14 protein-coding genes are annotated in these 13,912 nt (G+C 51.3%); 8 read left to right on the top strand and 6 right to left on the bottom strand.

Going from position 1 to position 13,912, the window contains the following annotated elements; genetic code table 11:
- Positions 1 to 81: 81 nt before the first annotated feature.
- Positions 82 to 1,722: a methyl-accepting chemotaxis protein gene (locus SK33_RS03805; RefSeq protein ID WP_003024493.1), complete on the bottom strand. Its 1,641-nt coding sequence runs from the start codon at positions 1,720 to 1,722 to the stop codon at positions 82 to 84.
- A gap of 215 nt (positions 1,723 to 1,937) precedes the next feature.
- Entirely contained in the window at positions 1,938 to 2,825 is an 888-nt protein-coding gene (gene yghX, locus SK33_RS03800) for a YghX family hydrolase (RefSeq protein WP_048218589.1), read from the bottom strand.
- Between the two features lie 155 nt (positions 2,826 to 2,980).
- Between yghX and SK33_RS03795 the strand changes: the two genes are divergently transcribed.
- On the top strand, positions 2,981 to 4,021 hold the full coding sequence (locus SK33_RS03795; protein WP_048218591.1) for an aldo/keto reductase: 1,041 nt from the start codon (positions 2,981 to 2,983) through the stop codon (positions 4,019 to 4,021).
- A gap of 70 nt (positions 4,022 to 4,091) precedes the next feature.
- Here SK33_RS03795 and SK33_RS03790 read toward each other — a convergent pair whose 3' ends face one another.
- Positions 4,092 to 4,595 (bottom strand): ESA_00282 family adhesion-associated protein, encoded by a 504-nt coding sequence (locus SK33_RS03790; protein ID WP_048218593.1) that lies wholly within the window; start codon positions 4,593 to 4,595, stop codon positions 4,092 to 4,094.
- 104 nt (positions 4,596 to 4,699) lie between these two features.
- Here SK33_RS03790 and SK33_RS03785 point away from each other — a divergent pair, with 104 nt between their 5' ends.
- The gene (locus tag SK33_RS03785; protein WP_032950110.1) at positions 4,700 to 5,104 is read left to right on the top strand and encodes a hypothetical protein; all 405 of its coding nucleotides are present in this window, start codon (positions 4,700 to 4,702) and stop codon (positions 5,102 to 5,104) included.
- A 1-nt stretch (position 5,105) separates the two neighbouring features.
- On the top strand, positions 5,106 to 5,513 hold the full coding sequence (locus SK33_RS03780) for a hypothetical protein (protein WP_003024504.1): 408 nt from the start codon (positions 5,106 to 5,108) through the stop codon (positions 5,511 to 5,513).
- A 77-nt stretch (positions 5,514 to 5,590) separates the two neighbouring features.
- On the opposite strand, the gene exbD is transcribed toward SK33_RS03780, so the two are convergent.
- Together exbD and exbB are read right to left on the bottom strand one after the other, a co-directional pair.
- Positions 5,591 to 6,016 (bottom strand): TonB system transport protein ExbD, encoded by a 426-nt coding sequence (gene exbD / locus SK33_RS03775; protein ID WP_003024505.1) that lies wholly within the window; start codon positions 6,014 to 6,016, stop codon positions 5,591 to 5,593.
- Positions 6,017 to 6,022: 6 nt separating this feature from the next.
- The gene (exbB, locus tag SK33_RS03770) at positions 6,023 to 6,757 is read right to left on the bottom strand and encodes a tol-pal system-associated acyl-CoA thioesterase (protein ID WP_003024507.1); all 735 of its coding nucleotides are present in this window, start codon (positions 6,755 to 6,757) and stop codon (positions 6,023 to 6,025) included.
- Between the two features lie 250 nt (positions 6,758 to 7,007).
- On the opposite strand from exbB, the gene metC reads away from it, so the two are divergent.
- Positions 7,008 to 8,195, top strand: a complete 1,188-nt coding sequence (gene metC / locus SK33_RS03765) for a cystathionine beta-lyase (RefSeq protein WP_003024509.1) — start codon at positions 7,008 to 7,010, stop codon at positions 8,193 to 8,195.
- A 131-nt stretch (positions 8,196 to 8,326) separates the two neighbouring features.
- Complete coding sequence (yghB, locus tag SK33_RS03760) at positions 8,327 to 8,986, top strand: DedA family general envelope maintenance protein YghB (protein ID WP_003024510.1); 660 nt, start codon at positions 8,327 to 8,329, stop codon at positions 8,984 to 8,986.
- A 69-nt stretch (positions 8,987 to 9,055) separates the two neighbouring features.
- On the opposite strand, the gene SK33_RS03755 is transcribed toward yghB, so the two are convergent.
- A complete protein-coding gene (locus tag SK33_RS03755) occupies positions 9,056 to 9,955 on the bottom strand; it encodes an AraC family transcriptional regulator (RefSeq protein ID WP_162771969.1) in 900 nt (299 codons plus the stop codon).
- Between the two features lie 193 nt (positions 9,956 to 10,148).
- On the opposite strand from SK33_RS03755, the gene yqhD reads away from it, so the two are divergent.
- The 3 genes from yqhD (at position 10,149) to SK33_RS03740 (ending at position 13,887) form a co-directional block, all read left to right on the top strand.
- On the top strand, positions 10,149 to 11,312 hold the full coding sequence (gene yqhD / locus SK33_RS03750; protein ID WP_048218596.1) for an alcohol dehydrogenase: 1,164 nt from the start codon (positions 10,149 to 10,151) through the stop codon (positions 11,310 to 11,312).
- A gap of 104 nt (positions 11,313 to 11,416) precedes the next feature.
- On the top strand, positions 11,417 to 12,244 hold the full coding sequence (gene dkgA, locus SK33_RS03745) for a 2,5-didehydrogluconate reductase DkgA (protein WP_003024520.1): 828 nt from the start codon (positions 11,417 to 11,419) through the stop codon (positions 12,242 to 12,244).
- Between the two features lie 188 nt (positions 12,245 to 12,432).
- Complete coding sequence (locus tag SK33_RS03740) at positions 12,433 to 13,887, top strand: DASS family sodium-coupled anion symporter (RefSeq protein WP_048218597.1); 1,455 nt, start codon at positions 12,433 to 12,435, stop codon at positions 13,885 to 13,887.
- The last annotated feature ends 25 nt before the right edge of the window (positions 13,888 to 13,912 follow it).

Below are 13,912 nucleotides of genomic sequence, written 5' to 3'. Positions count from 1 at the left end.
TAACCTCCAATCGCTATATAATAAATTATATAGCGATTTTTTGAGCAAAGACCAGAGGTATCACGAACTTTTTATGCCAGCTTAAAAGGACACCCATTCATCCGTTTTAGCTGCCGCAGACGTTTTGCTGTCTGCTGAAGGGGAAGCAGTATTAGCAGCGGCGTATTGCACATCATTCGCTGAGAGGCGGAACTGTTGCACCGAGCGTTGCAGTTCCTCTGTTTGTCGTTCCAACGCCACGGCAGCGGCGGAGACTTGCTCTACCAATGCAGCGTTCTGTTGCGTTACGCTGTCCATCTGCGTGATCGCCACGCTCACCTGCGAGATGCCCTTATTCTGTTCTTCCGAGGCTGAGGCAATTTGCTTCATTATGACCGTCACTTCGGTGGCACCGCGCAGAATTGCCTCCATGGTTAATCCCGTTTCTTTAACCAGACGAGCCCCCTGATCGACACGACGAGATGACTCGCCAATCAGCGTCTCAATCTCTTTCGCCGCCCCAGCGCTGCGACTGGCAAGGTTGCGTACTTCACCGGCAACGACGGCAAAACCGCGCCCCTGCTCGCCTGCCCTGGCAGCTTCAACTGCGGCGTTCAGCGCCAGAATATTGGTCTGGAAAGCAATGCTATTAATAACTGACGTGATTTCCGCGATCTGTTTAGAGCTGGCGGCAATGCCGTCCATCGTCTCAACCACTTCTGAAACCAGCGTGCTGCCTTTACCTGCCGTTTCTGTGGCCGTATCGGCAAGCTGGCTGGCTTCACGCGCATTTTCAGCGTTCAGTTTTACCGTTGCGGTCAGTTGCTCCATGCTGGCAGCGGTCTCTTCCAGCGCCGCGGCCTGCTCTTCAGTTCGTGAGGAGAGATCGTTATTACCGGTGGAAATTTCCGTCGCCCCTCGCCAGATGTTGTCACTACCTGAACGGATGGTACTGACGGCTTCACGCAGGCTGTCCTGCATCGCGCACAGTAACGGCACCAGTTGGCCCACGCAGTTACGCCCAAAATCTTCAATTGGATGGCTGAGATCGCCCTGCGCAATCTGCTGGAACTGCTGACGGATGCGTCCCAGAGGTTTCACCATCATGGCGACGAGGTAACGGTCGGTAAAGAACAGTAGGGCAATACCGAGGATAACGGCAGTAATAATTAATGTCCGGATGATAGACGTTTTGCCATCGACCATCACGCGGGTGGTATCAAGCCGCTCCCCTGCCGTGGCGTTAAAACGTTCGGCACTGGCGCCAAATTCACGGCTCAGCGCTGGCGTTATGGTACTGGCATGTTCCGCAAAGGCCGTGAGCGTGCCCTGCTTTGCCAACTGCATTTGCGGGATCACGCCATTGTCCAGCAGCGCCTGCCACTTCGTCAGTACCGCCGCGGCAACTTCCGGATCCATGGGGCCTGGAGACAATGTTTTCATCTCCTGGAGTTTTTTACTCATATTCTCCAGGGACTGCTGCGCCGGCGCAAAATCAGGCGTTCCGCCGCTCATTTTGACATCCATGGCGCGACTTAAGCGCGTTACGAAGCGAAAGTACTGATCGTTACCCTGACTGAGAACCGTCATCTGATGGACAAGATGGCGGTCAATATCATTGCCTTCAGATATTTTTGATAACGAATGAAGACTGAATAAACCCACGCCCGACCAGAGCAGGCAGAAAAGTCCCAGTATTGCCAACATGACAATACGAATAGTGAAGTTTTTCAGCAAACGCATAATAATTTCCTTGCCGTTGATGAGGAATTCGCCATCAGGCGATACTTATCCTTGTTATCGGCAGGCAGTAGAGAAGATATAATGCGTTCTTTATTTTTTTACTTTCTTAAGTACATCCACTATCTCTCCACCCTATATCAATATGAATGCTAATGAAATTAGGTAGCATTATTATTCAGGTAATTAATTAAAAGCATTAAATAATCTATTGTTTTCTATCGCAAATATTTGTCAAACCACGCAAGAGTACGTTCCCAGGCTAAATCAGCGGTAGCTTTATCATAACGGGGGGTAGAATCATTGTGAAAGCCATGATTAACACCGGGGTAGATATATGCTTCATAGACTTTCTTATTCGCCTTTAGCGCCGCTTCATATGCAGGCCATCCCTCATTAATTCGGGTATCTAATTGCGCATAGTGCAGTAATAAAGGCGCGCTTATTTTAGGGACATCTGATGCAGGAACCTGACGCCCATAAAAAGGCACCGCACAGGCCAGTTCAGGGAAAGCCACAGCTGCGGCATTCGACACACCACCACCATAGCAAAATCCGGTGATACCTACCTTTCCTGTCGTCCCTGAATAATGCTGCATAAATTCAATGGCGGCAAAAAAGTCGTTCATTAACTTTACGGGGTTAACCTGCTGCTGCAATTCCCGACCTTTATCATCATTGCCTGGATATCCCCCTACCGAACTTAACCCATCAGGCGCGAGTGCCATAAAGCCCGCCTTCGCCACCCGTCGCGCCACATCTTCAATATACGGATTCAGCCCACGATTCTCATGCACTACCACCACCGCCGGAACTTTTCCCGTCACCTTCGTAGGTTTAACCAAATACCCCCGCACATCACCATGTCCTTCAGGCGAGGGATAGGTAATATATTCCGCCAGAATATCGGGATCGGTAAATTCTACCTGCGTTGCGAGAGCGTAGTTGGGTTTCAATAAATTGAATAAGGCCAATGCCGTCATGCCACCCACTGCATATTTCGCTGCCATATTGAGAAACTCGCGTTTCGTTATTTTGCCATGAGCGTAATAGTCATAGTAGTCGAGCAGTTCTTGCGGAAAATCTTTGGCAGTCAAACGCGGCATCGTCGCACTCCTGATTGATGTTTTTTTAAGCAAAGCACAGTGACCTGTTTTTGCCCAGTTTTTCATCTCAGTGTGACCTGGTGAACGGGATATTCACCGTGAACCCGCTAGAATAGAAACGTTGTTTCGAAATTCACCTGCACTAAGGAGATCTCATGGCCTGGTTTGCCAATCCTGAACGTTACGAGCAGATGCTCTATCGCTACTGTGGGCGCAGCGGTTTGCGCTTACCCGCGCTATCGCTGGGTTTATGGCACAGTTTTGGGCACGTTCAGGCGCTGGATTCACAGCGAGCCCTGTTGCGTAAAGCATTTGATTTAGGCATCACGCATTTTGATTTAGCCAATAACTATGGGCCGCCACCAGGCAGCGCAGAAGAGAATTTTGGCCGATTACTGCGCGAGGATTTTGCACACTATCGCGATGAACTGATTATCTCCACCAAGGCAGGCTATGACATGTGGCCAGGGCCATACGGTTCTGGCGGTTCGCGCAAATACCTGCTCGCCAGCCTCGATCAGAGCCTGAAACGCATGGGCCTCGACTATGTCGATATCTTCTACTCGCACCGCGTCGACGAAAATACGCCAATGGAAGAGACCGCCTCAGCCCTGGCCCACGCCGTACAGAGCGGCAAAGCGCTGTATGTCGGCATCTCATCCTATTCGCCAGAGCGTACGCAGAAAATGGCCGAGCTGATGCGGGAATGGAAAATTCCCCTGCTGATCCACCAGCCGTCTTACAACCTGCTTAACCGCTGGGTAGACAGCAGCGGCCTGCTGGATACGCTGGAATCCAATGGCATGGGCTGCATCGCCTTTACGCCACTGGCTCAGGGACTACTGACGGGGAAATACCTCAACGGCATTCCGGAAGGTTCACGCATGCAGCGTGAAGGGAAAAAAGTTCGTGGGCTGACGGAAAATATGCTGACGGAAGAAAATTTTAACAGCCTGCGGTTGCTCAATGAGATGGCGCAACAGCGTGGACAGTCGATGGCGCAAATGGCCTTAAGCTGGCTGCTAAAAGACAACCGGGTGACTTCGGTATTAATTGGCGCCAGTCGACCGGAGCAACTGGAGGAAAACGTTCAGGCGTTGGCGAACCTGACGTTCAGCACCGAAGAACTGGCGCAGATCGATAAGCACGTCGCGGACGGTAAGCTGAACCTGTGGCAGGCCTCATCTGACAAATAGCCGTATGTAACATCGTGCCGGGTGGCAGCGTTAGCCTCCCCGGCACGTAATACGGGCCAAACAGTCCCCTTCACACCTCTTCCGCTTTGATCTCCGGGCGTTGATACTCCGGCCACACCAGCGCGACAAGCGCGGGATAAGCCTCCAGACTGAACTCCCTAAAACACTGACGCAGGTTGAGCACGTCCAGGTCGGCATGCGGGACCTTCTCACCGTTCAAACAGCGCTTTTTAATATTGTCGTAATATTTATACACCGCAGAGTTGAGATCGCTACAACGCCGCTGCGCATCAAATAATCCAGGTGTCTCATTCAACTCCACCATTGTCATCCGCTTGATCGTGGAGTGGATAAAATCGATATATTCGTGATTAACGCGCCAATACCAGACCGGCGTAATCGAATTCATCAATACCGAGAAATGGTCCTCGCCTTCTTCTTTACTCAGCATTTCCGGCTGGTTTTCAGAGTGCCCATTTTCGGCATGTCGGTTTTTATTTGCACTGCGCATTAACAAAAGTACCCCGCAGGTCAGCAATAGCAGGGTAATAACAGAATAAAATATACTGTTCATATACTGGCTCCATTTTTTTTGATTTTAAAATTACGCCATGCTATTGTCAACGCGGCCTGGTTTATTTAAAACAACATATCATTGGCATCAAAGGATATTTCAACATGCTTCCCGAGCATCTTGTTCCCTCGCACTTTCACTTATCCAGCCCCGCTACCAATACCAATCCCGTAGATAATAGTGAAAATTTGACTCAGGGAAAGAGAACATTAAGCGATTACGAATCCGATATTTTGATTAGCTCAACGGTTACCGGTCAGTCACGAAATATGCTATTTGAAGAGTGCGACCGTCATTTAAAAGAGCGTCTGTTTCGTGCAGCAAAAATTGAGTCATTCTCTCGCCTGCTCAATTCACTACAAGCAGAAGGCGATATTAACGCACAAGAATTAAGTAAAATTTTGACTCAAAAAACAGCCATCATAAATGAACAGGGCAACAAAATTTGGCTTAATTTAATTACGCGTGAAACCAGCGACCCTATTTTTTATTCTCTGGAAGAGAAATAGAATGAAAGATGTTGAGGATAACAATGTTTATTTGGCTTTAGATAACCATAAAAGCGATGAGTTTGTCTTAAAGCAAAATTTAGCCGTGTTGATTGCCAATAAAAACGCGACGCTGGAAAGCGTTGCTCAGGAGATAGTCTCTATTCCCGCTGCACTGGTGCGGATGAAATGGCAAAATCGGCGTGAAATTTACACGCTACAGGCTAAAGAAGAGATCTACGGTGCCGCGATCGAAGCCATTATGGAGCAACAACCAGAACTGCGGGACAAAATCATGGCCCGACTGGAAAGCACCTACCAGCATATACTCGCGCGGGAAACAGCCACCTTACGCCTGACACGAAAGCTGTCTGAAGGGAACTACGAACCCACCAGGACAACCACGGTCGCGTTAGACGAGAACAGATAAGAACAGGTATGCGAGGGAGTTGAATCAGGAGAGGCACGCCGGGTAAGGCGACAACCATTACCCGGCAATGAGGAGGATTACTTCGCTTTCACAGTCTCTTCGCCAACCAGACCAATCTTCAGGAAGCCCGCCTGATGCAGCGTATCCATAACCTTCATCATGGTTTCATAATCAACGGTTTTATCTGCCCGGAAGAAAATGGTGGTGTCTTTCTTCCCATCTGTCAGTGCATTTAACTCGCTAATCATGGTGTCATCCGTCACCTGATTGTTGCCAATAAACATACTTTTATCGGCTTTAACAGATAGGTAAACCGGTTTTTCCGGACGCGGCTGCGGCGTGCTAGTGGAGGCAGGAAGATTCACTTTCACATCCACCGTTGCCAACGGTGCGGCCACCATAAAAATGATCAATAAAACCAACATAACGTCGATAAACGGCGTCACGTTGATTTCATGCATTTCACCGTTATCGTCCAGGTTTTCATTAAAGCTCATTGCCATGGAACATTATCCTACACGTAATTTCTGCGCTGCACGTACCGGATGCGCGGATGCGCTTGCGTTCAGGTCCAGATCGCGACTTTGCAGTAACAGCACCTGTGCCGCGACGTCACCCAGCATCGCTTTATAGCTGCCAATCTGACGTGCGAAAATGTTGTAGATAACAACCGCTGGAATTGCTGCGACCAGACCAATTGCGGTCGCTAACAGCGCTTCTGCGATACCCGGCGCAACAACGGCCAGGTTGGTCGTTTGAGTTTGTGCAATCCCGATGAAGCTATTCATGATGCCCCATACGGTACCGAACAGACCGACGAATGGAGAGATAGCCCCGATGGTGGCCAGGTATCCGTTACCACGTCCCATATGACGACCTACCGCCGCCACACGACGCTCCAGACGAAAGCCGGTACGCTCTTTAATGCCTTCGTTATCGTCACTGCCTTCTGACAGTTCCAGCTCGTTTTGCGCTTCGTTAATCAACTGTGCGCCCAGGCTTTTGCCATCGAATCCTGCGGCAATCTCACTTGCCTGATCTAAAGAGCGGGCTTCCGCCAGCAGTTGCTGTTCACGCTTAAGGCGGCGTTTCTGAGTAAAGAACTCAAGGCTCTTACTAAAGAAGATAGCCCAAGTGACCACTGACGCCAAAATCAGCCCAATCATCACGCACTTAACCACGATATCGGCGTGCTGATACATACCCCAGACGGAAAGATCCGTCTGCATCAAATTATTACCCACTCTGTATCTCCAGGACGCAAATCACAAAATCTGAGCGTAATGATATCAAAACGACGTCGAATTGATAGTCGTTCTCATTACTATTTACATATTGCCGCACCTTTGGTTTCTTTTCCTTGCGCTTACGCAGTAAAAAAGTCACCAGAAGCATTTTGAGATTATTTTCTACTGTATAACCGTTCTGCAGGATGCGTCATCTTTGATTCATGGTAGTTTAGACATCCAGACGTATAAAAACAGGTAAGACAACATGGCAGATAAGCAACTTGAAACCAAGCTCGTTCACGCAGGACGCAGTAAAAAATACACGCTGGGCTCGGTAAATAGCGTGATCCAGCGCGCTTCTTCGCTGGTGTTTGACACCGTGGAGGCCAAAAAGCAGGCCACACACAACCGTGCCAACGGTGCGCTTTTCTATGGACGTCGCGGAACCCTGACGCATTTCTCTCTGCAGGAAGCGATGTGCGAACTGGAAGGCGGCGCGGGTTGCGCCTTGTTCCCTTGCGGTGCGGCTGCCGTTGCCAACACCATCCTCGCTTTTGTGGAGCAAGGCGATCATGTGCTGATGACCAATACCGCCTATGAACCCAGTCAGGATTTCTGCACCAAAATTCTCGGCAAGCTTGGCGTGTCCACCGGCTGGTTCGATCCGCTGATTGGCGCCGATATTGTGAAGCACATGCAGCCGAACACCAAAGTCGTATTTCTGGAGTCGCCTGGCTCTGTCACCATGGAAGTGCATGATGTTCCGGCTATTGTTGCCGCCGTCAGAAGCGTAGCACCTGACGCAATCATCATGATTGATAACACCTGGGCTGCCGGAGTGCTGTTTAAAGCGCTGGATTTTGGTATCGATATTTCTATTCAGGCAGGCACCAAATATCTGATTGGCCATTCCGACGGCATGGTCGGCACGGCGGTCTCTAACGCCCGCTGCTGGGATCAACTTCGCGAAAATGCGTATCTAATGGGGCAAATGCTGGACGCCGATACCGCCTATATGACCAGCCGTGGGCTGCGTACGCTGAGTGTACGCCTGCGTCAGCACCATGAAAGCAGCTTAAAGGTCGCCGAGTGGCTGGCCAGCCATCCGCAGGTCGCCCGCGTGAACCACCCGGCACTGCCCGGCAGTAAAGGACATGAATTCTGGAAGCGTGATTTCACCGGCAGCAGCGGCCTGTTCTCCTTTGTATTGAATAAGAAACTCAATAATGAGGAGCTGGCCGCGTATCTGGATCACTTCAGCCTGTTCAGCATGGCCTACTCTTGGGGCGGTTTTGAGTCGCTGATTCTCGCCAACCAGCCGGAACACATTGCGGCAATCCGTCCGCAAGGCGAGGTGGACTTCAGCGGAACGCTCATCCGTTTGCATATCGGTTTAGAGAATGTTGACGATCTGATTGCCGATTTGGCCGCAGGATTTGCCCGAATCGAGTAAAATTGCCACAGATGGACATATATGCAGACACTTCTGGTGGAAAAGTCTGCAATTGTTGCGTCCGGGATCAAGGCATCCCGGACAATTCAGGAGTACAATCCACACATAAACGCTGTTCCACAGGAAAGTCCATGGTAGTCATTCAAGATATTGTCTCCGCGCTCTGGCAACACGATTTTGCCGCACTGGCGGATCCACACGTTGTGAGCGTGGTGTACTTCGTCATGTTCGCCACACTGTTTTTAGAAAATGGCCTGCTGCCCGCCTCCTTTTTACCCGGAGACAGCCTGTTATTACTGGCAGGGGCGCTGATCGCTCAGGACGTGATGAGTTTTTTACCTACCATAGCTATTCTGACTGCCGCCGCCAGTCTGGGTTGCTGGCTGAGCTACATTCAGGGACGCTGGCTGGGCAACACGCGCACGGTGAAAGGCTGGCTGGCGCAATTACCTGAAAAATACCATCAACGCGCTACCTGCATGTTTGACCAACACGGGTTGATGGCGCTGCTTGCCGGGCGTTTCCTGGCGTTCGTCCGTACCTTGCTGCCAACGATGGCGGGCATTTCAGGGCTTCCTAACCGTCGGTTCCAGTTTTTTAACTGGCTGAGCGGACTGCTGTGGGTCACCGTCGTCACCAGCTTCGGCTATGCGCTGAGTATGATCCCGTTCGTCAAACGTCATGAAGATCAGGTGATGACCTTTTTAATGATCCTGCCGATTGCTCTGTTAACCGCAGGTCTGTTGGGAACGTTGTTCGTGGTGATTAAAAAAAAATACTGTAGCGCCTGAGTATTAGCCGTATGCCGGAGTCACTCCGGCATTTCATTGATGGCGCGCTGCTTTAAAGCCGACAAGAAATCAACTCCCCTGCATCATACGAATTCTTGCCGCATCTTCCCCCGGCGTTACGCCAAAGAAACGTTTGAACTCCCGACTGAATTGCGATGCGCTCTCATAGCCGACGCGCATTGCTGCCGCACTGGCCTTCATTCCATCGTGGATCATCATCATCCGTGCTTTATGCAGGCGATAGCTCTTCAGATATTGCAGCGGCGAGGTACTGGTCACCGCTTTAAAATTATGATGAAACGCCGATACGCTCATGTTCGCCTCTGCCGCCAGCTGTTCTACATTGAGGTTTTCGGTGTATTTGGTTTCAATCCGCTTGAGTACCCGGCTTATCAAACTGAAATGCGTCTGGCGACTGACCAGCGCAAGTAACGCGCCACCGCGCGGCCCGGTCAGCACATGGTAGAGGATTTCGCGAATGATCTGTTTGCCCAGAATTCGCGCGTCCAGCGGGCGCTCCATCACATCCAGTAAACGCTCAGCCGCGCAAAGAATCTCGTCAGAAAGCGTGGCAGAGTTAATCCCGCTCGCCGCCATTGAGGGCTGGAACAGTTCATCTTCGCCGATGTCCATCAGGAGCTCCTGCAATTGCAGGATATCGACATTCAGGCGCATACCGGCCAGTGGAACTTCCGGTGTCGCATATGTTTCACATTCAAAGGGTAAAGGTACGGTGAGCAGCAGGTATTCGTTGGCGTCATAACGAAATATGCGCTCATTGATATAACCAATTTTATGCCCCGAGAAGAGAAATATGATGCCCGGCTGATACATCACCGGTGTGCGTAGCCCCGGCTCTGTGCCATACAGTAGACGCACATCCGGCAGCAACTCACTGAGTTTATTTTCATTATTTTTCAGCTGCTTAATTTTATCTGTCAGCAGGAGGCAGATCTCATCACGGTTCATAGAACACCATTTCATCATCGGATTGCAACACCAACAGTGTGCGCATTTTTATCCTTTTTCTCCAGCAGCCTGTAGAAATAGGCAAGACATTGGCAGAAATGAGCATTGAGAGGAACGCGTCTGACGACCACAATGTTCACCATCAGGCAGACACTCGCCTGCCCTCTTTTTTACCCACATAAGGGAACGAGCAATGAACAACTTTAATCTCCACACCCCGACCCGCATTCTGTTTGGTAAGGGCGCTATCGCTGAACTGCGCGATCAAATCCCTCAGAATGCTCGCGTGCTGATTACCTACGGCGGCGGCAGCGTGAAAAAAACCGGCGTTCTGGCACAGGTTCAGGATGCACTGAAAGACCTGGACGTGCTGGAGTTTGGCGGTATCGAGCCAAACCCGTCTTATGAAACGCTGATGAACGCGGTAAAAATCGTGCGTGATGAGAAAGTGACGTTTCTGCTGGCAGTAGGCGGCGGTTCCGTGCTGGACGGCACCAAATTCATCGCGGCTGCTGCACAGTACGCGGACGGCGTAGACCCATGGCGCATTCTGGAAACCCACGGCAACGACGTAACAAGCGCCATCCCGATGGGCTCCGTATTAACCCTGCCTGCAACCGGCTCTGAATCTAACTCCGGCGCGGTAATTTCGCGTAAAACCACCGGCGATAAACTGGCCTTTATGACCCCATTTGTGCAGCCGGTTTTTGCCGTACTGGATCCGGTTTACACCTACACCCTGCCGCCACGTCAGGTTGCAAACGGCGTCGTGGATGCGTTCGTTCATACCGTTGAGCAGTATGTGACTTATCCGGTCGACGGGAAAATTCAGGATCGCTTTGCCGAAGGCATTCTGCTCACACTGGTAGAAGAAGGTCCGAAAGCCTTGCAGGAACCGGAAAACTACAACGTGCGTGCGAACGTCATGTGGGCGGCAACCCAAGCGCTGAACGGTCTGATTGGCGCAGGGGTACCGCAGGACTGGGCAACGCATATGCTGGGTCATGAACTGACTGCAATGCACGGTCTGGATCATGCTCAAACGCTAGCCATCGTTCTGCCAGCGCTGTGGAATGAAAAACGTGATACCAAGCGTGCCAAACTGCTGCAATACGCAGAGCGTATCTGGAATATCACCGATGGAAGCGATGACCAGCGCATCGACGCCGCCATTGCCGCAACCCGCGCTTTCTTCGAACAAATGGGCGTACCGACTCGCCTGTCTGACTACGGTCTGGACGGTAGCTCCATCCCGGCGCTGCTGGAAAAACTGCAAGCGCATGGCGGTACGAAACTGGGCGAACATCAGGACATTACGCTTGAGGTCAGCCGTCGGATTTACGAAGCTGCCCGCTAAGGTTTTTTAACCTCCGCCTTTCGTTTTTGGGTATTTATACCAGACTTAAGTCACACCTATGTCACCGGAATATGTTCCGGTGACAGTCATTAAGGGGAGGAATTATGACCACTCCAACCATTATCAAACTACAGGATGGTAACGTCATGCCGCAACTGGGCCTGGGGGTCTGGAAGGCAAGCAACGAAGAAGTCATCACTGCCATTCATAAAGCGCTGGAAGTGGGGTATCGCTCAATTGATACCGCGGCAGCGTACAAAAACGAAGAAGGTGTCGGCAAAGCAATACGTGACGCAGGCGTGCCACGGGAAGAGTTATTCATTACCACCAAGCTGTGGAATGATGACCAGAAACGCCCCCGGGAAGCCTTGCTCGAAAGCATGGAGAAACTCCAGCTTGATTACCTCGATCTGTACCTGATGCACTGGCCAGTTCCGGCGATCGACCACTACGTTGAAGCGTGGGAAAACATGATCGACCTGCAAAAAGAAGGGCTGATTAAGAGCATCGGCGTGTGCAACTTTCAGATCAACCATCTCCAGCGGCTGATGGATGAAACCGGCGTACCTCCGGTGATTAATCAGATAGAACTTCACCCGCTCATGCAGCAGCGCCAGCTGCACGCCTGGAACGCCACACATAAAATCCAGACCGAATCCTGGAGCCCGCTGGCGCAGGGCGGCAAAGACGTCTTCGATCAAAAGATAATCCGTGACCTCGCAGAGAAATATGGCAAATCACCGGCGCAGATTGTCATCCGCTGGCATCTGGATAGCGGCCTGGTGGTGATTCCGAAATCGGTCACCCCTGCGCGTATCGCAGAAAACTTTAACGTCTGGGACTTCCGCCTGGATAAAGATGAATTAGGCGAAATCGCGAAACTCGATCAGGGCAAGCGTCTGGGGCCAGACCCGGACCAGTTCGGCGGTTAACCCCTTCCCTCCAGCCCGACACTCTCGTCGGGCCTTTACTGATTTGAAATATCAGGAAACAATTCACGCACATATATTGTTGTATTTCTTGCAGTCACTGGAGCAGCATTGCGCAACATAACCTGTTAATTATTAAATAAATATATTTATTTGATGAATACATTCACCACATCCATAGGTGCGTAACCGTGACTGAGAAAAAAGGTAATGGAGTCAAATGGCTCCCATTAATTCTTATAACATTCATTTCTGCCGGGCTGTGGCAACTTCCCCCTCCATCCGGGTTAAGTGCGCCAGCCTGGCATTCGGCAATTATCTTCGTTGCGACGATTGCTTCTATCGTGGCAAAAGTTTTACCCATCGGCGCGGTCGGCATTATTGGGATTACGGTTTTTGCACTCGCCTATGCGGCCGGGGATAAAACCGCCAGCGGCGCTATCACCACAGCGCTAAGCGAGCTGAACAGTTCGCTTATCTGGCTTATCGTCGTGGCTTTTATGATTGCCCGTGGGTTTATCAAAACTGGCCTCGGACGACGCATTGCGCTGCAGATGATCCGTCTGCTTGGCAAGCGCACACTCGGACTCGCCTACGGTCTGGCCTTTGCCGATCTGATCCTCTCCCCGGCAATGCCGAGTAATACGGCACGCTGCGGCGGTGTCATCTATCCGATTGCCGACTCTCTGGCACGCAGTTTCCATTCGAACCCGGAAGATGAGTCCCGCAGTAAAATCGGTACCTTTCTTATCACCTGCATTGGCAACGTCAACGACGTCACCGCCGCGCTCTTTATGACCGGCTATACCGGCAACTTGTTGGCGGTGAAGTTGGCGGCCAATGCGGGCGTCACGCTGACCTGGGGCAGCTGGTTTATGGCGGCGCTGCTGCCATGCCTTGTGTCCTTACTGCTGGTTCCACTGCTGGTCTACTGGATCGTGCGCCCGGAAATAAAGCACACGCCGGATGCCCCGAACCTGGCGCGCAAAGAGCTGGCGGAAATGGGCAGTATGTCTCGCGGCGAATGGCTGATGCTGGTTACCGTCGGCGTACTGCTGGTACTGTGGATTTTTGGCGATACGTTAGGCGTCGACGCCACTACTGCCTCGTTCGTGGGACTGTCCATTTTATTGCTAAGCGGCGTTCTGAGCTGGGAAGATGTGAAAAGCGAGAAAGGTGCATGGGACACGCTGATTTGGTTTGCCGCGCTGCTGATGATGGCGAACCAGCTGAAAAAACTAGGTTTCACTACCTGGTTTGGCAATCTGATCGGCGATAGTCTGAGCAGTACTATGCACGGTACCAGTTGGGTGATCGTCCTGTTGCTGCTGAATGCCGCCTACTTCTATACCCACTACTTTTTTGCCAGCGGTAATGCACAGATTGCCGCGCTGTACGCCGTTTTCCTCGGCGTCGGACTGCATCTGAATATCCCCGCAGCCCCCACGGCGTTAATGCTGGCCTTCACCAGCAGTTTGTACTGCTCGCTCACCCAGTACACCCACGCTCGCGGTCCAATCCTGTTTGGTGCCGGGTACGTTCCAACGGGCGTCTGGTGGCGCACAGGATTTATCATTAGCTTGTTTAACCAGGCGGTGTTTATCACCGTAGGTCTGATGTGGTGGAAGGTGTTGGGTCTGTACTAAACTAACTGCGCCCTGACGAATCACC

Origin of the sequence: Citrobacter sp. MGH103 (assembly GCF_001034475.2) — a bacterium.
GTDB classification, from domain to species: domain Bacteria; phylum Pseudomonadota; class Gammaproteobacteria; order Enterobacterales; family Enterobacteriaceae; genus Citrobacter; species Citrobacter freundii.
This window is presented reverse-complemented; position numbering and strand designations above follow the sequence as displayed.

What these genes read in the sequence shown, in the direction of transcription:
- SK33_RS03805 (WP_003024493.1), bottom strand. Translation starts at nt 1,722, where the DNA reads ATGCGTTTGCTGAAAAACTTCACTATTCGTATTGTCATGTTGGCAATA.
- yghX (WP_048218589.1), bottom strand. Translation starts at nt 2,825, where the DNA reads ATGCCGCGTTTGACTGCCAAAGATTTTCCGCAAGAACTGCTCGACTAC.
- SK33_RS03795 (WP_048218591.1), top strand. Translation starts at nt 2,981, where the DNA reads ATGGCCTGGTTTGCCAATCCTGAACGTTACGAGCAGATGCTCTATCGC.
- SK33_RS03790 (WP_048218593.1), bottom strand. Translation starts at nt 4,595, where the DNA reads ATGAACAGTATATTTTATTCTGTTATTACCCTGCTATTGCTGACCTGC.
- SK33_RS03785 (WP_032950110.1), top strand. Translation starts at nt 4,700, where the DNA reads ATGCTTCCCGAGCATCTTGTTCCCTCGCACTTTCACTTATCCAGCCCC.
- SK33_RS03780 (WP_003024504.1), top strand. Translation starts at nt 5,106, where the DNA reads ATGAAAGATGTTGAGGATAACAATGTTTATTTGGCTTTAGATAACCAT.
- exbD (WP_003024505.1), bottom strand. Translation starts at nt 6,016, where the DNA reads ATGGCAATGAGCTTTAATGAAAACCTGGACGATAACGGTGAAATGCAT.
- metC (WP_003024509.1), top strand. Translation starts at nt 7,008, where the DNA reads ATGGCAGATAAGCAACTTGAAACCAAGCTCGTTCACGCAGGACGCAGT.
- yghB (WP_003024510.1), top strand. Translation starts at nt 8,327, where the DNA reads ATGGTAGTCATTCAAGATATTGTCTCCGCGCTCTGGCAACACGATTTT.
- SK33_RS03755 (WP_162771969.1), bottom strand. Translation starts at nt 9,955, where the DNA reads ATGAACCGTGATGAGATCTGCCTCCTGCTGACAGATAAAATTAAGCAG.
- yqhD (WP_048218596.1), top strand. Translation starts at nt 10,149, where the DNA reads ATGAACAACTTTAATCTCCACACCCCGACCCGCATTCTGTTTGGTAAG.
- dkgA (WP_003024520.1), top strand. Translation starts at nt 11,417, where the DNA reads ATGACCACTCCAACCATTATCAAACTACAGGATGGTAACGTCATGCCG.